The 16,044-nt window shown below is 40.9% G+C and carries 18 protein-coding genes and 1 riboswitch; of the genes, 13 read left to right on the forward strand and 5 right to left on the reverse strand.

Annotated features, from left to right (window positions below; translation table 11 throughout):
- Nucleotides 1-53: 53 nt before the first annotated feature.
- A riboswitch (SAM riboswitch) is annotated at nt 54-172 on the reverse strand.
- An 81-nt stretch (nt 173-253) separates the two neighbouring features.
- Nucleotides 254-745 carry a YajQ family cyclic di-GMP-binding protein gene (locus AC0VYC_RS05440; protein ID WP_076821901.1) on the reverse strand — a complete coding sequence of 164 codons (492 nt, stop codon included), beginning with the start codon at nt 743-745 and terminating at the stop codon, nt 254-256.
- 226 nt (nt 746-971) lie between these two features.
- On the opposite strand from AC0VYC_RS05440, the gene AC0VYC_RS05445 reads away from it, so the two are divergent.
- The 3 genes from AC0VYC_RS05445 to AC0VYC_RS05455 all read left to right on the forward strand — a co-directional run bounded on the left by AC0VYC_RS05445 (nt 972) and on the right by AC0VYC_RS05455 (nt 4,601).
- Nucleotides 972-1,820, forward strand: coding sequence for a CvfB family protein (locus tag AC0VYC_RS05445; protein ID WP_024720045.1), 849 nt, complete (start codon nt 972-974; stop codon nt 1,818-1,820).
- A 157-nt stretch (nt 1,821-1,977) separates the two neighbouring features.
- Nucleotides 1,978-2,955 (forward strand): BMP family lipoprotein, encoded by a 978-nt coding sequence (locus AC0VYC_RS05450; RefSeq protein WP_025207132.1) that lies wholly within the window; start codon nt 1,978-1,980, stop codon nt 2,953-2,955.
- Complete coding sequence (locus tag AC0VYC_RS05455) at nt 2,952-4,601, forward strand: methyl-accepting chemotaxis protein (protein WP_098680893.1); 1,650 nt, start codon at nt 2,952-2,954, stop codon at nt 4,599-4,601. The genes AC0VYC_RS05450 and AC0VYC_RS05455 overlap by 4 nt, the downstream gene beginning before the upstream one ends.
- Nucleotides 4,602-4,642: 41 nt before the next feature.
- Here AC0VYC_RS05455 and AC0VYC_RS05460 read toward each other — a convergent pair whose 3' ends face one another.
- Nucleotides 4,643-5,500, reverse strand: a complete 858-nt coding sequence (locus tag AC0VYC_RS05460) for a DegV family protein (RefSeq protein ID WP_475389629.1) — start codon at nt 5,498-5,500, stop codon at nt 4,643-4,645.
- A 141-nt stretch (nt 5,501-5,641) separates the two neighbouring features.
- Between AC0VYC_RS05460 and AC0VYC_RS05465 the strand changes: the two genes are divergently transcribed.
- Together AC0VYC_RS05465 and AC0VYC_RS05470 are read left to right on the forward strand one after the other, a co-directional pair.
- The gene (locus tag AC0VYC_RS05465; RefSeq protein ID WP_007499067.1) at nt 5,642-6,484 is read left to right on the forward strand and encodes a YitT family protein; all 843 of its coding nucleotides are present in this window, start codon (nt 5,642-5,644) and stop codon (nt 6,482-6,484) included.
- Nucleotides 6,485-6,498: 14 nt separating this feature from the next.
- Complete coding sequence (locus AC0VYC_RS05470; RefSeq protein ID WP_008348542.1) at nt 6,499-6,954, forward strand: BsuPI-related putative proteinase inhibitor; 456 nt, start codon at nt 6,499-6,501, stop codon at nt 6,952-6,954.
- Between the two features lie 40 nt (nt 6,955-6,994).
- Here AC0VYC_RS05470 and AC0VYC_RS05475 read toward each other — a convergent pair whose 3' ends face one another.
- From AC0VYC_RS05475 to AC0VYC_RS05485, 3 genes are all read right to left on the reverse strand, one after another.
- The gene (locus AC0VYC_RS05475; RefSeq protein ID WP_008348541.1) at nt 6,995-7,186 is read right to left on the reverse strand and encodes a DUF3813 domain-containing protein; all 192 of its coding nucleotides are present in this window, start codon (nt 7,184-7,186) and stop codon (nt 6,995-6,997) included.
- Entirely contained in the window at nt 7,183-7,335 is a 153-nt protein-coding gene (locus AC0VYC_RS05480; protein WP_475389632.1) for a competence protein, read from the reverse strand. The genes AC0VYC_RS05475 and AC0VYC_RS05480 overlap by 4 nt, the downstream gene beginning before the upstream one ends.
- 88 nt (nt 7,336-7,423) lie before the next feature.
- The gene (locus AC0VYC_RS05485; RefSeq protein WP_008348537.1) at nt 7,424-8,236 is read right to left on the reverse strand and encodes a Cof-type HAD-IIB family hydrolase; all 813 of its coding nucleotides are present in this window, start codon (nt 8,234-8,236) and stop codon (nt 7,424-7,426) included.
- A gap of 137 nt (nt 8,237-8,373) precedes the next feature.
- Between AC0VYC_RS05485 and AC0VYC_RS05490 the strand changes: the two genes are divergently transcribed.
- The 8 genes from AC0VYC_RS05490 (at nt 8,374) to AC0VYC_RS05525 (ending at nt 15,983) form a co-directional block, all read left to right on the forward strand.
- Nucleotides 8,374-9,159 (forward strand): alpha/beta fold hydrolase, encoded by a 786-nt coding sequence (locus tag AC0VYC_RS05490; protein ID WP_475389634.1) that lies wholly within the window; start codon nt 8,374-8,376, stop codon nt 9,157-9,159.
- A 46-nt stretch (nt 9,160-9,205) separates the two neighbouring features.
- Complete coding sequence (locus tag AC0VYC_RS05495) at nt 9,206-9,514, forward strand: metal-sulfur cluster assembly factor (RefSeq protein ID WP_003211530.1); 309 nt, start codon at nt 9,206-9,208, stop codon at nt 9,512-9,514.
- Between the two features lie 122 nt (nt 9,515-9,636).
- Complete coding sequence (locus tag AC0VYC_RS05500; RefSeq protein ID WP_475389637.1) at nt 9,637-11,082, forward strand: FAD-binding protein; 1,446 nt, start codon at nt 9,637-9,639, stop codon at nt 11,080-11,082.
- The gene (locus AC0VYC_RS05505; RefSeq protein ID WP_008348533.1) at nt 11,079-11,627 is read left to right on the forward strand and encodes an MFS transporter; all 549 of its coding nucleotides are present in this window, start codon (nt 11,079-11,081) and stop codon (nt 11,625-11,627) included. Before AC0VYC_RS05500 ends, AC0VYC_RS05505 begins: the two co-directional genes overlap by 4 nt.
- Nucleotides 11,628-11,765: 138 nt before the next feature.
- Nucleotides 11,766-12,803: an N-acetyl-gamma-glutamyl-phosphate reductase gene (gene argC / locus AC0VYC_RS05510; RefSeq protein WP_026050072.1), complete on the forward strand. Its 1,038-nt coding sequence runs from the start codon at nt 11,766-11,768 to the stop codon at nt 12,801-12,803.
- A 20-nt stretch (nt 12,804-12,823) separates the two neighbouring features.
- On the forward strand, nt 12,824-14,044 hold the full coding sequence (gene argJ, locus AC0VYC_RS05515) for a bifunctional ornithine acetyltransferase/N-acetylglutamate synthase (RefSeq protein WP_039167371.1): 1,221 nt from the start codon (nt 12,824-12,826) through the stop codon (nt 14,042-14,044).
- A gap of 14 nt (nt 14,045-14,058) precedes the next feature.
- Nucleotides 14,059-14,835, forward strand: coding sequence for an acetylglutamate kinase (gene argB / locus AC0VYC_RS05520; RefSeq protein WP_017360181.1), 777 nt, complete (start codon nt 14,059-14,061; stop codon nt 14,833-14,835).
- Nucleotides 14,832-15,983, forward strand: a complete 1,152-nt coding sequence (locus AC0VYC_RS05525; RefSeq protein ID WP_035700272.1) for an acetylornithine transaminase — start codon at nt 14,832-14,834, stop codon at nt 15,981-15,983. The genes argB and AC0VYC_RS05525 overlap by 4 nt, the downstream gene beginning before the upstream one ends.
- Nucleotides 15,984-16,044: the final 61 nt, after the last annotated feature.

Consider the following 16,044-nt stretch of genomic DNA (forward strand, 5'->3'; position numbering starts at 1 on the left):
CAAAAAAAGCCTTCTGATAAGAAGAAGACTTTTTGGCTGTATTGAAATTCTTCTCCTTATCTTCCAAGCAGTTGCTTGCTGGATTTAGCACCTTGGTCATAGAAAATAGATTTCTACTACACCGGTTGCTGAGGCTTCACAGGGCCAGTCCCTCTGCCTCTCTTGATAAGAAAGCGATATGAACATGTCAATGAATTGAACTTCCATCAACTGTATCGAAAAAATCGGAAATAATCAATGGAAAATTTGAAATTTATCGAAAATTTATAAATTGGACGTCAATCGGTAAATCTGCCTTGCGCATGAGCGCCATCACTTCTTGTAAATCATCTTTATTTTTTCCTGTCACACGCACTTGGTCATCTTGAAATTGCGACTTTACTTTTATACCAGATTGTTTGATCAAGGCATTGATCTTTTTGGCATTGTCCTTATCAATCCCGCTAATCAGCTTTGCACGCTGGCGAACGGTTCCACCTAGGGCATGTTCTGTTTTTCCGTAGTCAATGTTTTTAGTCGGTACGTTTCGTTTAATCAGTTTTGTCACAAGGACATCCTTTAGCTGCTCCAGCTTGAAGTCATCATCAGAAATGAGAACGAGTTCTTCTTTTTCTAGTGAAATATCACTTTTACTTCCTTTAAAATCATAACGGTTTTTAATTTCTTTCAGTGCTGCTTGAATGGCGTTTTGCACTTCTGGCAGCTCCACCTTCGATACAATATCAAATGAACTTTCTTTTGCCATCACATATGACCTCCAACTATAGATATTGCGTCTATTTTATCATGCCCATAGGGGAAGAAGAAACTTTATCGAAGCGAGTTCAGATGCATGCGGTATAATTCAAGTACAGTTTGTCCACTTTAGCTAACAGAACTAGAGATGTTCATGATGACAGAAGTATAGTAGAATAAAGTGAATCAAAAGATGAACGAACGCTCTTTTAAGGGCAGATAGGAAGGAAGAGAACATGAGACCAGGTGAGCAACTGACCTTGCAAATAGATAACGAGATGGAATACGGCTACTTTTTAACAGATGGCGAAGATTCTGTTCTCCTACATCGCAGTGAGATGACAGAGGATATTGGAGATCGTGATGAAGTAGAGGTCTACTTATATGTAGATCATGAGGAAAGACTGGCAGCGACGATGAAAATTCCTAAAATCAATGCACATACATACGATTGGGTAGAAGTCGTAGACGTTGTAGAAGATATGGGTGCTTTTGTCGATATAGGTTTGTCAAAGGATGCACTTGTTGCAACTGAACACCTCCCGCCTTTTGAGGAAGCGTGGCCGAAAAAAGGCGACAAACTATACTGTATGCTCAAAGTGACAAGTTACGGGAGAATGTTCGCAAAACCAGCCACTGAAGATGTGATCAGTGAATTATTTACTGAGGCGCCAGAAACGTTAATGAACAAAGAAATGACGGGAACGATTTATCGCTTAATTGCGACAGGTTCTTTTATGCTGACAGATACAGGCGTGCGTGGGTTTATCCACCGCACGGAACGAAAGGAAGAGCCTAGATTAGGATCGACCGTGACAGGACGCGTCATTGCAGTGAAAGAGGACGGAACCGTGAACGTTTCTCTGCTGCCTAGAAAACAGGATGCATTATCTGTCGATGCAGAAGAAATTTTAACTTACATGAGAACGAGAAACGGTGCAATGCCTTACGGGGATAAAAGTGATCCAGAAGATATCCGAGAAAGATTTCAAATGAGCAAAGCAGCCTTCAAACGAGCATTAGGTCATCTGATGAAAAATGATCTTGTTTACCAAAAAGAAGGATGGACATACGAGAAAAAGTGAGCATTTGCTCACTTTTTTTATTTTTATCATAAATAATGGTTTTTTTCAGTGAAAAAAGTCATGAAAAAAGCTGAAAATCCTTCACTTTATCATTGAAACAATGCCTCTCAAATCCGATAAATAAGGGGTAAGGATGATAAAAGGAGTGTGTTTTTGGATGAAAGTGAAGATTTCATTACTTCTGATGGCAGCGATGATCATGGTACTCGCCTCATGCAGCAATCAGCAGGGAGGACCACCGATATCAAATGCGAAGCATATTGGTGTCATGCTGACGGATGATGGTCTTGGTGATCAATCATTTAACGATTCATCATTTAAAGGATTAGAAAAAGCACGTGATGAGCTTGGCATTGAATTCGATTATAGAGAAATTGCAGAAACCGATACATATGAAAAAGGGCTGACCGAGCTTGTGAAAGATGGAAATGACCTGATCATCGGTGTAGGTTTCAGTATGCAAGAAGACTTAGAAAAGGTAGCGAAAAAATATCCGAAAAAGCAATTTTTACTCATTGATGCTGTGTCTGAATTGAAAAATGTCACATCAGTGACTTTTAAAGAAGAGCAGGGCAGCTATCTAGCGGGAGCACTTGCTGCCATGACAACAAAAAGTGATGTTATTGGTTTTGTGGGCGGAGTCGATGCAGAGGTGATCCACCGATTTGAACAAGGTTATCAAAAAGGCGCAAAATCTGTGAATCCGAAAATCAAGGTCGTATCCACGTATGCTGGCACATTTAGTGATGCAGGCAAAGGCAGTAAAATAGCGAAAGACATGATTAAAAAGAAAGCAGATGTTTTATATGCCGCAGCCGGTTATACGGGTGTTGGTGTATTAAAAGAAGCGCAAACGCAAGGCAAATACGCAATCGGCGTGGACAGCGATCAGTATTATACAGCTGAAAAAGCCGTTATTTCGTCTATGGTCAAAAAAGTAGATGAAGTCGTTTATCAATTCAGCGAACAGCTCGTCAAAAGCAGCAAAATCAAAAGCGGGCATATCGTCTATGACTTAAGTAATGACGGAATCGATATGGCAAGAATCCGGGTGCTCAAAGATGCTGAGAAATTGACCAAAAAATTAAATGGACTGAAGCAGACACTTCTGAAAGAAGAGGGGGCAGCATCATGAGCTTACGCATCAAAATTTTGCTCAACTCACTCATTTCACTTCTTTTAGCGGTTGGCGTAATTGCTTTTATTATTGTGAGCATGACAAAGATTCAGTCATCAAGCGAAACAGAAGTTCAAACCTTACTGAACGTACAAAAAACGAAGGCCAGCTTTGAAAGTGTCGAACAAGCCATGACCAATTATTCCATGACCCTTTCAGATGAACAGCTAGAGGTCGTTCAAAGCGATATATCTACAGCGAAAAAACAGCTGCAAACGTTAAACAAAAACGCAGGAAATATGAACAAAGAAGCCCTAACACGGTTAAATTCAAAGTTTGACACATGGACGCAAGAAGCAAACAATGCCATTGGTGAAAAAAATGCCTCTGATGCCAGACGAGTGGCTGCCAGAATTGACGGTGTTTTAAACGACGTGCATACGATGAATAAAAGAGCACAAGAAGCGTATGAATACCATTTAGAGGAGGCGGCAGACAATGTGCAAAGGATCATCACAAGCGCATCTGTCGCAGCCCTCACGCTGATTGTCATCGCCGTCTTTTTAAATATTGGTTTAACGAGATCCATTGTGACACCAATCAAATCCCTTTCTTACCGGGCAAAACAGATTGCCGAAGGAAACCTCGCTGTGGAGCGGATGAACATCAAGCGGAAAGATGAAATCGGTGGCTTAAATGAGTCGTTCAATCAAATGACGGATCAGCTGATTAGCTTGATTCAAGAAATCAGCCATGTCTCAAGCCAAGTAGAATCATTCTCGGTTCAGTTAGATGATGAAAACAAAAAGCTTATGGAATCGGCCAATCAAGTGTCTGTATCGACAGACGAAATGGCGAATGGTTCACAAGCGATTTCAGAAGACCTTCAGCATGGCGTTAGTTTGATTGAGAAAATGGATTCACATGGCCGTAAGAATTCCGAAAGATCACATACAGTCATCCGTAGTACAGAGGATGCCATTGAAGCGGTGGAAAGCGGAAAGCACACGTTAACAGAAACAAAAGCAGCCATTGAAAAAAATACACGTGCGACAAGACAAATTGAAGAGTCAGCAGGAGAATTCACTCAGTACGCAAGCGGAATCTCCGCAATGGCCAAAACGGTTTCTGATATTGCGGACCAGACAAACCTCCTCTCGCTCAATGCGGCGATTGAAGCGGCAAGAGCAGGAGAAGCTGGCAAAGGGTTTGCCGTCGTAGCGGACGAAATTCGTAAGCTGGCAGATGAATCGTCTCGTGCAACAAGACAAATTTTTGACATGGTGAGTCATATTGAAAAAGGCATTCAATCCATTAGCCAAACTGTACAAGAAGGGGTCAAGCTATCACTTCAGCAGCAAGATGCAATGGACAAAACCTCACACTCCTTTGAAGATATAGAAACAAAAGCACAACATATTAAGCAAGAAATGGCGGTCTTAAATGACCAAATTATTCAATCAACAGAGCTTGGCGGACAAGTGCTGCACTCGATTGAAAATATTAGTGCCGTTGTAGAAGAAACGGCAGCGGGCAGCGAAGAAATTTCTGCCTCGGCAAACGAACAGCTGCAATCTTTCCATCAAATGAACAAACAAGTAGAAGAACTGATGAGTATGACAGCAAGGTTAAACGAAACCGTTCACCGATTTAAGCTATCATAAGAAAAGCACCCTTCCCGTGATGTTTCAGGGAAGGGTGCTTTTTATGATGGGCTGCCTGTAAAGAAGATGGCAAGTGTGCTAGGGCCTGAGTGGGACCCAACAGCCGCTCCGATGACCTGGATGTCGATTTCTTTTGGGTGAAATTCCGCTTCGATTAATTGTCTCATTTCTTCTGCAAGTGCAGGGTCATCTCCATGACTAATGCCAACAGTTTGACTAGACCAGTCATATCCGCGTTCTTTCATCAGCTCGATAATGCGTTTCAACAATTTTTTACGGCCACGAATTTTTTCAAGGGGTATCAGTTTTCCATCCTCAACGTGTAAAATGGGTTTAATACTTAACAATCCGCCAACAAATGCGGACGCTTTACTGATTCTTCCGCCTCTTGCTAAATACGATAAATCGTCTACAGTAAAAATATGTTGTAAAGATTCACAAAAATGCTTTACAGACGTTTCAATTTCTTGTATTGTATTTCCGTCAATGGCAAGTGATTGAGCGTGTTTGACAGCTAGTCCATAACCAAGTGAAGCACATTTAGAATCAATGATTCGTAAATCGAAATCAGGGTATTCTTCCTTCACTTCGTTTGCCATCATCACAGCGGTTTGGTATGTACCTGAAAGCTCTGATGAAAAGGCAACATAAATAGCCGATGTATGGGTTTGGGCTGCTGAAACAAAGGCTTCTTTGATCCGGTTCGGTGAAGCTTGTGATGTTTTTGGACTTGCACCTTGTCTCATCGCATCAAATACTTGTTTTGGTTCAATGGTGATCAAATCCTCAAATTCCTGCTCGCCGAGTAACACACGCAGCGGAATGAGTGTCATGTTTTGTTCATCATAATAAGAAAGAGGCAGATCAGCAGCACTGTCTGCTATGATATGAACAGTCATCAAAATCCCTTCTTTCTAAAAAAATCAACCATATTTTACATCTTTTTAGCCTAACTATATCATAGAAAATCATTTTTTCGTGTTCAAATTCTAAATTTTAGGGAAAACCATAGAGAGAATGGTAAGTGGAGGAATGACAACATGTTCATTGGAGAAGCAAAAAAATTCATCGTCGTCGTCATTGGTGCCTTACTCAATGCGATTGGGCTGAATTTATTTTTAATCCCTGCTGACGTATATGCAAGTGGTTTTACAGGGGTTGCCCAGCTGTTATCTAGTTTAATCGATCAATATGCACCGTTTTATTTATCAACAGGGATTCTATTATTTATTTTAAACATTCCGGTCGGCATTTTAGGCTGGATGAAGGTTGGTCGTTCCTTTACTTTGTATAGCATTATTAGTGTGGCACTGACAACGATTTTCCTCGGCATTTTACCAGAGACAAGTGTTTCTGAAGATATTTTATTAAATGCTGTATTTGGCGGAGTCATTTCTGCACTTGGCATTGGGATTACACTGAAATATGGGGCATCTACAGGCGGCCTTGACATTATTGCGATGATTTTAGCGAAATGGAAAGACAAACCAGTGGGCACGTATTTCTTCATTTTAAACGGAATTATCATTTTTACAGCAGGATTGTTACAAGGTTGGGAGAAAGCCTTATATACCCTTGTCACATTATATGTGACGACCAGAGTAATTGATGCCATCCATACGAGACATGAAAAGTTGACCGCCATGATTGTGACAAAGAAAGCAGATGAAATCAAAGAAGCCATTTATGGAAAAATGGTCAGAGGGATTACGACTGTTCCGGCAAAAGGGGCATTTACCAATGAACAAAAAGAAATGATGGTCATTGTCATTACAAGGTATGAGCTGTATGAACTTGAACAAATTATAAAGGAAGTCGATCCAAAAGCCTTTACAAATATTGTTCAAACAACCAATATTCTTGGATTTTTCAGACGAGATTAAAAGGTGGGTAGAAGATGAAAAAAGGGTTAGTGCTTTTTCTCGTTCTATTGGTTTTAACAGCTTGTGGACAACAAAAAAAGGATGAACCAGACAAGGAGGTATCCGGTCAAATGGGAGAAAAAACCGTTGTACTCACAGTAGACCCCGTCCAAAAAGGTTCTTCGGTTCAATTTCATATGTCACTAAAAAATGAATCAGATCGAGATATTGAATTCACGTTTAACACAAGCCAAAAATTCGAATTGAGTGTGTACGATGAAGACGGAAATGAAAAATACCGTTACTCGAAAGACCGTATGTTCACACAAGCCATCCAATCCTTTGTGCTGAAAGCAGATGAAACATATGACTTCCAAGATACGTGGTCAAACGGTGTGGAGCCGGGAACGTATGAAGCGGTTGTCACATTTAAAGGAAAAGCAGAAGGGCTAAAGCAAATCACTGAGAAGAAAACGTTCCAAGTGAAATAAGCATAAGAAAAGCTGTCCACAAAGCGGACAGCTTTTTTCGTTAAAGATCATCAAGCAGGTCTTGGAACGTATGCAGCTGGTTTCTTTCTGCATCTGTCGAATTAGCAAATGCAGATGATACAGCGTTTTTAGCTCGCTGAACTGCTTGTTGACGCTCTAAACCAGATGGAAATGAAGAAGTAAGGGCTTCCTCAGTAAATGATTTGGCTTGATCAAAAAGTTCGTTTCTCACAATGAACCTCCAGAATCATCAGTCTTCATATTTCCCCTGTCCTCCGCAGCCTCTTCAAGTGTGGAACGATACGGAAAACGTGCGTCATGCAGACTGACTGAATCTTTACCTTGTTGTATAAAGCGTTTCGATTTGCTTCTTTTACCCATTCGGAATCCGCCCCTTTACACAAGCTGACAGGACAACCTGTCTAACGGTAGTATGCCCGCTTCGACCTGCTATGTATGAATGGAAAAATTAAAGCGAGAAGTAATTCGTTAGGAATTTTGCAATCCCATCTTGTTCATTCGTATCTGTCACTTCATTAGAGACGCGTTTCACTGCATCAATCCCGTTGCCCATTGCAACCCCGCATCCAGCAAATTCAAGCATCTCTAAATCATTGTCTTCATCTCCGAATGCCACAATCCGCTCCTGAGGCACACCGTAATAATCACTGATCTTTTGCAGTCCAACGGCTTTGTTCATACCTGTTTTAATGATTTCAATGACATGCCACGGAGCAGCCCAGCGTCTGTGGTCAATCACTTCTGCATGAACATCTGTCAAATAGCTCCGAATCGCTCCGACGTCTTCTTCTTTTGCGTGAATTAAGACGCTTGTGACATTCTCTCCAAGATTGTTCCGAAGGTCTCCAACGGTCACTTTGTTTGCATTCATATTAAATATATCAATGAGCTTTTCATCATGATAATGGAAATACAAATCGTCTAGCACTTCAGCTAACACATTGTGTACTTTATATTCCTCACTAATATCCACAAGCTGTTTCACGACTTGAAGATCAAGTGATGTGTGAAATCTGCCCCATTTTTCATCAAGAGGATGATGGACAAACGCTCCATTAAAGTTCACAATCGGTGAATCGAGCTGCAATTGCTGATAATAAGGAGAGCTGGAACGAAATGGCCGGCCAGTTGAAATACAGACATGATGCCCGCTGTCTTTCACTTTTTGAATGACATCAAGTGTGTGTGCAGAAATCGTTTTATCGTCTTTTAATAACGTGCCATCCAGGTCAAGTGCGATTAGATAAGGTTTAGTCTCCATAAAATCTCCTTTGATCTGTAAGTAATAGGAGGCAGCTGGTGCAGGTGCCTCCACCTATAGTGTATCTTTATCACATCTTCGTTGTCTACATGTTAAAATAAACAAAGACGGGAATGATAAAGGAGGATTCATAGGCTGTGATCACCATTGATGAGCAAATGACGCACGATATTCCATTTTTACATATCGTAAAAGCTGAAAATAAAGATAAACCGCTGCCGCTTGTATTTTTTATTCATGGATTTACAAGTGCACGCGAGCACAACTTACACTTCGCCTTTCATTTGGCGGAAAAAGGCATGAGAGTCATTTTGCCTGACTGTGCTTATCATGGTGTAAGATCAGAAAACCTCAGCTTAGAGGAACTGGCATCAAAGTTTTGGGAAATCGTCCTGAACGAAATACGTGAAATCGATATCTTAAAAACATATTTTCAAGAAAAACAATTGATTGAAGCCGATCTAATAGGTGTTGCAGGTACTTCCATGGGAGGCATCACGACCTTTGGTGCACTCGCAAAACATGATTGGATTAAAGCGGCAGTCAGCTTGATGGGCAGTCCGAAATATACGACATTCCTACAAGCACAAATTATGGACATGCGGCACAAAGGGTTGATGAAAGAGATTACAGATGAAGAGGTTCATCAGCAATTAGACGCGCTGCGCCCTTATGATTTAACGCTGCAAACAGATCGATTAAACAAAAGACCACTGTTATTCTGGCATGCAGAAAACGATCCAGTTGTCCCTTACAGACATGCAAAAGCTCTTTATGACGAGTTAGCAGAAACCCAATATAAAGAAGATCCGCACCTGATTCGTTTTATCACAGATGGACAGGCTGGCCATAAGGTCTCAAGACAAGCGGTGTTTGAAACCATTGACTGGTTTGTGACACACCTGAAAAGCACAAACGTTTAGCCAAAAGGAAAAGTACGTTATACTAGTTGAAAAAGGAGTGGATATCATGGATGAAGCATTGAAAGAAAATATTTTAGGCGCCCTAGAACAGGTGATTGACCCTGAGTTAAACGTAGACATCGTCAACCTTGGACTTGTCTATGATGTCGATCTTGATGAGAATGGAAAAGCGGATATCACAATGACTTTAACATCAATGGGCTGTCCTCTTGCACCAGTTATCGTCGATGAAGTGAAAAAAGCATTAAGTGACTTGCCTGAAGTGAAAGAAACAGAAGTTCACATCGTATGGAATCCACCTTGGACACGTGACAAAATGTCAAGATACGCTAAAATTGCGCTTGGTATTCAATAAGTAAATACGAAAAATGCCTGGTATGAGTTGAACTCGTACCAGGTTTTTTTATGAAAAATTAAGGTAGAGGAGGAGTATGGCTTGATATAATGGATGTAATTTTATAGAACGGAGTACCTATAATGAAACGAAAGTGGATATGGATCGTTCTTTTGATGGGATATGGCGCTGCCTTTTTTGCATCAGTCTCTATACGTGAAGGTCAAGCACACAAAAGACAAGGACTTGATGCGTTTACAGATGTGAGTCACCTCATGCCGGTCAAAATAAAAAAAGTCGTGCAAGGAAAAGAAATAGAATCTTTAAAAGAAGTATTAGAAGAAGCAAAAGAGAAGAATCTGCCCATTTCAATCGCCGGAAAGCAGCATAGTATGGGCGGCCACACGTATTATGAAAATGGCATTGTACTAGACATGACGAAATTTCGCCGAATCGTATCATTTAATGAAAAAAAGAAGACCATTCGGGTCCAGAGCGGCGCCACATGGGATGATATTCAAAAATATGTGAACCCATATGGTCTTGCAGTAAAGGTGATGCAATCTCAAAACATCTTTACGATTGGTGGCTCGTTAAGTGCAAATGCACATGGACGTGACATTCGCTACGGCTCACTCATTGACACTGTGCGCTCTTTCACACTGTTAAAAGCAGATGGAGAGATCATCACAGTAAAGCCTAGCGATGATTTATTTACTGCCGTGATTGGAGGATACGGCTTATTCGGTGTCATTTTAGATGTTGAGCTGTCCTTAACAAAGGATGAATTATATAAAATGGAGACAACCTCTCTACACTTCGATGAATACACTGATTATTTTCAAAAGCATGTAAAGAACAATAAAGAAGTGCGCATGCATCTCGCAAGAATCTCTACAGCGAAAACAAATTTTTTGAAAGAGATGTATGTGACGAATTATTCGCTTACTTCTGATCAACAGATCGATCCATACCGCGAGCTCAAAGAAGATCAGCTCGTCATCCCTTTAAAATTTATGCTCGGCCTTTCGAGAAGATTTGATATGGGGAAAGATTTGCTATGGAACTTGCAAAAGAAGTATTTTCAAAGTCAAAATGACCAGCTGATCACAAGAAATAACGTGATGCGGTCTGATTCTGCTTTTTTAGAATATGAAAATGAGTCAGATACCGATGTGCTTCAAGAATACTTTGTTCCAGTTGATCGTTTTCGTGCGTATATCGATGACATGAGAAGCTTTTTACAACAGGAAGAATTGAATTTAATGAACATCACGATCCGCTACGTACAAAAAAATGAAAAAGCGGATCTATCATATGCGAAAGAAGATATGTTTGCACTTGTTTTGTTAGTGAATTATGGTTTTGAGAAAGAAGAGAGGGCAGAAGCAGAGCGGGTCATCCGGCAAATGACAGATATCACCTTGCGGCACCATGGAAGCTATTACTTACCATACATGCCGTATCAAACGAAAGCACAAATGAAACAAGCGTATCCAAAAACCGATCTATTCTTTCAAAAGAAAAAGCAAGCAGATCCAGATGGCAGATTTATCAACTACTTTTATGAAAGGTACAATACACAATGAATGCTAAAGCAATGAAATGGTTCGTCTATTCACAAAGTCTACTGTTTTTCGCCAGTAGCCTCATTTTCCCTTTTTATATTCTTTTTATTAAAAATGTTGGGTCGAGCTACTCTCAATTTGGTCTTGCTTATGGTCTGTTTGGTTTGAGCGGTGCGTTCATTCATTTATTATTAGGAAAACTTCCTGAAACGACCGACAGGCGTCTCTTTTTAATCATTCATTCGTTTGGTATGGCGTTTCTTCTTCTACTTTTTCCACATATCACAGAAGTAGAGCAAGTTTATATGATTCAGCTTGCCTTAGGTGTGCTAGGTGGTGTTCAGAAGCACGGAGAGAAACTACTCGTCACCGAACTCACAAATGAGAAAAAGCGAATGAAAGAAGTTGGGCACTATCATTTTTGGACAGCGCTTTTTTCATCCATCGCCATTATGCTTGGCGGCCTTTTTGCTGATTTCTTCACCATTCATTTGATTTTTTATGCAAGTTCCCTATTATATTTATGCAGTGCGCTTCTGGTCCTCAATATGAAGAACAATAGATAAAATCCGCATGTCTCACGAAGATATGTGGATTTTTTTATGAAAAAAAATGAAAACAAATATTAAATATACAATTGAATTAATTTTTATACATGTTATAATGTTAAATAATTTCACAAAGATCAAGAGGGTGTATTGACGTTGAAAATAGGTATTATAGGTGCTACAGGGTACGGCGGTGCGGAATTAGTTCGTATCTTTAAGCAGCATCCACATGTGGAGGAATGTATATTGTATTCATCAAGTGGTGATGGGCAATTATACAGTCAATCTTATCCGCATCTGACAACGATTACTGACCAAACATTAAAAGCCATTGATCCGGCTGCCATTGTGCAAGAAACAGATGCTGTGTTTTTAGCGACACCAGCAGGCGTTTCAAGTGAACTCACACCGAAGCTCATGAATCAAGGGGTGCCAATTATTGATTTATCAGGTGACTTGCGCATTCAAGATGGAACTGTTTATGAAGCTTGGTATAAACGAAGGGCAGCGGATGAAGCATCGGTTCAACAAGCTGTATACGGATTATCTGAATTGAATCGTGAAACCATTAAGCAAGCGGAAGTCATTGCAAACCCAGGCTGCTTTCCTACTGCAGTTCTTCTAGGTTTAGCACCGCTGATGAAACAGAATTTAATCGATGAATCTATGATCATAATAGATGCAAAAACCGGGGTGTCCGGTGCAGGACGATCAGCCTCACTTGGCACACATTTTTCAGAGCTGAATGATAACTTTAAAATTTATAAGGTGAATGAACATCAGCACACACCTGAAATAGAACAAGTACTTAGAGAATGGAACCCGCAAACGGCGAACATCACTTTTTCAACACACCTTGTCCCGATGACAAGAGGGATTATGGCGACGATGTATACACAATTGAAATCAGATGTCACAAAAGAAGAATTAATGAAACGGATGAAGGACTTTTATGAAGATTCCTATTTTGTAAGAGTGAGAGATCATGGGATATATCCGCAAACAAAAGAAGTATATGGCAGTAACTTCTGTGACATTGGTTTTCATTTAGATGAGCGAACAGGGAGACTGACGATTGTATCTGTCATAGATAATCTCATGAAAGGCGCAGCCGGCCAAGCGGTTCAAAACTTCAATATCATCAAAGGCTTACATGAAGAGGCGGGCCTCACAATGACACCTCTCTATCCATAAGAACAGGGGAGACAACAAACATGATCGAATTGAATGAAAAAAGTATTGTCAAAATAGACGGGGACGTATCATCACCAAAAGGTTTTGAAGCAAAGGGGATTCATATAGGATTACGCTATTCAAAAAAAGACCTTGGCTTGATCATCAGTGAAGTACCAGCAGCGAGTGCAGCGGTATACACTCAAAGTCACTTTCAAGCTGCGCCTCTTCAAGTCACACAAAAAAGCTTGAAAAAGACGGGCAAACTAAAAGGTGTCATTGTCAATAGTGCCATCGCCAACGCATGCACAGGTGAGCAGGGATTAAAAGATGCATACGACATGCAGGCAGCCTGTGCAGACATGTTAGGCACAGAGCCTGATTACATTGCTGTTTCTTCTACTGGTGTCATTGGAGAGTGTCTGGATATGGATAAAATCAAAACAGGCATCGCTCAGCTAAAAGAAGCAAAAGCAGGAAATGGCCACTTTGAAGAAGCGATTTTAACAACAGATACAGTCATTAAAAATACGACATACTCCTTGACGATAGACGGGAAAGAGATTCTCATTTCTGGTGCAGCAAAGGGCTCTGGTATGATTCATCCGAACATGGCAACAATGCTCGGGTTTGTCACAACCGATGCAAATGTCGAACAAGAAGCTTTGCAAAATGCTCTTCGTGACATTACAGATGTGACGTTTAATCAAATTACCGTCGATGGAGAAACATCAACCAACGATATGGTGCTTGTGATGGCAAATGGAATGGCAGAAAACCAGGCACTGAATGAAGAACATCCAGAATGGCCATTGTTTAAAGAAGGATTAAAACTAGCCTGTGAAGATCTAGCAAAAGAGATTGCAAGAGACGGAGAAGGCGCAACCAAATTAATCGAAGCAAAAGTTGTTGGTGCTAAAAACAACTTAGAAGCGGGAATTATTGCAAAAAAAATCGTAGGTTCAAGTCTTGTGAAAACAGCCGTATACGGTACGGACGCCAACTGGGGACGGATTATCGGAGCAATCGGTCATAGCGCAGCTTCTGTCACGCCAGAAGAGGTTGAAGTTTACTTAGGCGGGCAATGTCTGTTTAAACATAATGAACCTCAGTCTTTCTCAGAAGAGGAAGCAAAAGCGTATCTAGAGCAGGATGAGATTACGATTTTCATTCAAATGAATGAAGGAAATGGTGAAGCGGCAGCATGGGGCTGTGACCTTACCTATGATTATGTGAAAATTAACGCGAGCTATCGCACATAATGAAGGAGATAGACATGGATAAAACGATCGTGTTCAAGTGTGGAGGCAGTGTCATTCGAGAACTTTCCGATACCTTTTATGAAAATGTCCGCTCACTTCAAGCTGCTGGATTTAAACTGGCTATCGTACATGGCGGGGGTCCTGAAATCACGAGCATGCTGCAAAAATTAGAAGTGAAAACGGAATTTGTAGATGGACAGCGCAAAACAACAAAGCCGGTGTTAGAGGTAGCCGAAATGGTCCTTTCAGGAACGGTGAATAAATACTTTGTTTCAGAGTTGGCAAAGCATGATATATCATCTGTCGGTGTATCTGGTAAAGATGGACAGATGCTTGTCGCCGATTTTCTCGATCAAGATGTATATGGGTACGTTGGCGAAATCAAAGAAGTCAATCCAGAGATGGCAGAAGCACTAATGGAGAAACAATTCATTCCCGTCATTGCGCCGCTATCTATGACCGAAGAATGCCAAACGTTAAATGTAAATGCTGATCTTGCAGCATCAGCAGTCGCAGGAGCTATGAAAGCTGATAAGCTCATGTTTGTCACAGATGTGGAAGGAATTTTAAAAAATGGTGAGCTGTTAGACGTTGTCACCGAACAAGAAGCTCTCAAGCTCATCGATGAAGGTATTATTTCCGGGGGAATGATTCCAAAAGTGCAATCTGCGCTAAGTGCTTTATCGGGAGATGTGGATGAAGTCATGATTGTGAATGGAAAAGGTAGTATTTTTACAGGAGATACCTTTAAAGGAACTCGAATTGTAAAACAAAAGGAGGCGGTCCTGTGAGTCATCTCTTTCAAACTTACGGACGGTGGAATGTTGAAATTAAAGAGGCAGAAGGTTCTTGGGCAGTTGATACAACTGGGAAAAAATATTTAGACTTTATACAAGGCATTGCGGTCACGAATTTAGGTCACAATCATCCAAAGGTCAATCAAGCCATCAAGAAGCAGCTTGACGAGGTCTGGCACGTATCAAATCTATTTGAAAATGGACTGCAAGAAAAAGCAGCGGAAAAGCTGGCAGCCAACAGTTCAGGAGATCTCGTATTTTTCTGCAACAGCGGGGCTGAAGCGAATGAAGGGGCTATCAAATTGGCCCGAAAAGCAACAGGTAAAACAAATATTGTGACGTTTTTGCACTCTTTCCATGGGCGCACGTATGCTGGTATGGCTGCCACAGGTCAAGATAAAATCAAAACTGGTTTTGGACCGATGCTGGAAGGCTTTCATTATGTACCGTTTAATGACCCTGAAGCGATCACAGCGTGTGAAATCGATGATGTCGCAGCGGTCATGCTGGAAGTGGTGCAAGGTGAAGGTGGAGTGAATCCAGCTACAGCTGAATTTCTAGAAGCCGTTCAAACGTTTTGCAAAAAACATCAAGCACTGCTAATTGTAGATGAAATCCAAACGGGTATTGGGCGAACAGGGACAGCATTTGCCTATGAGCAATCGGGACTTGATCCTGATATTATTTCAGCCGCAAAAGGTTTAGGAAATGGATTTCCAGTCGGTGCAGTGATAGGGAAAAAAGCTTTAGGGGATGCATTTTCTCCAGGCTCTCATGGCACAACATTTGGTGGCAATATGCTCGCTATGTCAGCTGTGAACGCAACTCTTGATGTAATATTCAAAGAAGACTTTCTTTCAGAAGTGAAAGAAAAGGGTGCGTACCTTTTAAAGAGACTGCAAGAAGTCAAACAGCTGAACATCGTGAAAGAAGTACGTGGCAAAGGATTAATGGCAGGAATTGAGTGTCATCAGCCAGTAGGTGATTACATCACAGCCCTTCGAGAGCAAGGTTTGCTTGTGCTTCCAGCTGGTCCGAATGTCATTCGTTTATTACCTCCGCTGAATGTCAAAAAAGTTGAATTGGATCAAGCCATTGAAGCAATCATTCAAGTGTTAGCAAATGAAACAGTAACGGTCTAAATTTTTTTACACCAAAACGCATAAACATGCATTTATATTATTAATTATTCAATATGGGGTG

This window comes from Bacillus sp. iso_77 (assembly GCF_056173625.1).

What these genes read in the sequence shown, in the direction of transcription:
- AC0VYC_RS05470 (WP_008348542.1), top strand. Translation starts at nt 6,499, where the DNA reads ATGAAAAAAGGGTTAGTGCTTTTTCTCGTTCTATTGGTTTTAACAGCT.
- AC0VYC_RS05465 (WP_007499067.1), top strand. Translation starts at nt 5,642, where the DNA reads ATGTTCATTGGAGAAGCAAAAAAATTCATCGTCGTCGTCATTGGTGCC.
- AC0VYC_RS05455 (WP_098680893.1), top strand. Translation starts at nt 2,952, where the DNA reads ATGAGCTTACGCATCAAAATTTTGCTCAACTCACTCATTTCACTTCTT.
- AC0VYC_RS05480 (WP_475389632.1), bottom strand. Translation starts at nt 7,335, where the DNA reads ATGGGTAAAAGAAGCAAATCGAAACGCTTTATACAACAAGGTAAAGAT.
- AC0VYC_RS05500 (WP_475389637.1), top strand. Translation starts at nt 9,637, where the DNA reads ATGAAACGAAAGTGGATATGGATCGTTCTTTTGATGGGATATGGCGCT.
- AC0VYC_RS05440 (WP_076821901.1), bottom strand. Translation starts at nt 745, where the DNA reads ATGGCAAAAGAAAGTTCATTTGATATTGTATCGAAGGTGGAGCTGCCA.
- AC0VYC_RS05460 (WP_475389629.1), bottom strand. Translation starts at nt 5,500, where the DNA reads ATGACTGTTCATATCATAGCAGACAGTGCTGCTGATCTGCCTCTTTCT.
- AC0VYC_RS05485 (WP_008348537.1), bottom strand. Translation starts at nt 8,236, where the DNA reads ATGGAGACTAAACCTTATCTAATCGCACTTGACCTGGATGGCACGTTA.
- AC0VYC_RS05505 (WP_008348533.1), top strand. Translation starts at nt 11,079, where the DNA reads ATGAATGCTAAAGCAATGAAATGGTTCGTCTATTCACAAAGTCTACTG.
- AC0VYC_RS05495 (WP_003211530.1), top strand. Translation starts at nt 9,206, where the DNA reads ATGGATGAAGCATTGAAAGAAAATATTTTAGGCGCCCTAGAACAGGTG.
- argJ (WP_039167371.1), top strand. Translation starts at nt 12,824, where the DNA reads ATGATCGAATTGAATGAAAAAAGTATTGTCAAAATAGACGGGGACGTA.
- argB (WP_017360181.1), top strand. Translation starts at nt 14,059, where the DNA reads ATGGATAAAACGATCGTGTTCAAGTGTGGAGGCAGTGTCATTCGAGAA.
- AC0VYC_RS05450 (WP_025207132.1), top strand. Translation starts at nt 1,978, where the DNA reads ATGAAAGTGAAGATTTCATTACTTCTGATGGCAGCGATGATCATGGTA.
- AC0VYC_RS05445 (WP_024720045.1), top strand. Translation starts at nt 972, where the DNA reads ATGAGACCAGGTGAGCAACTGACCTTGCAAATAGATAACGAGATGGAA.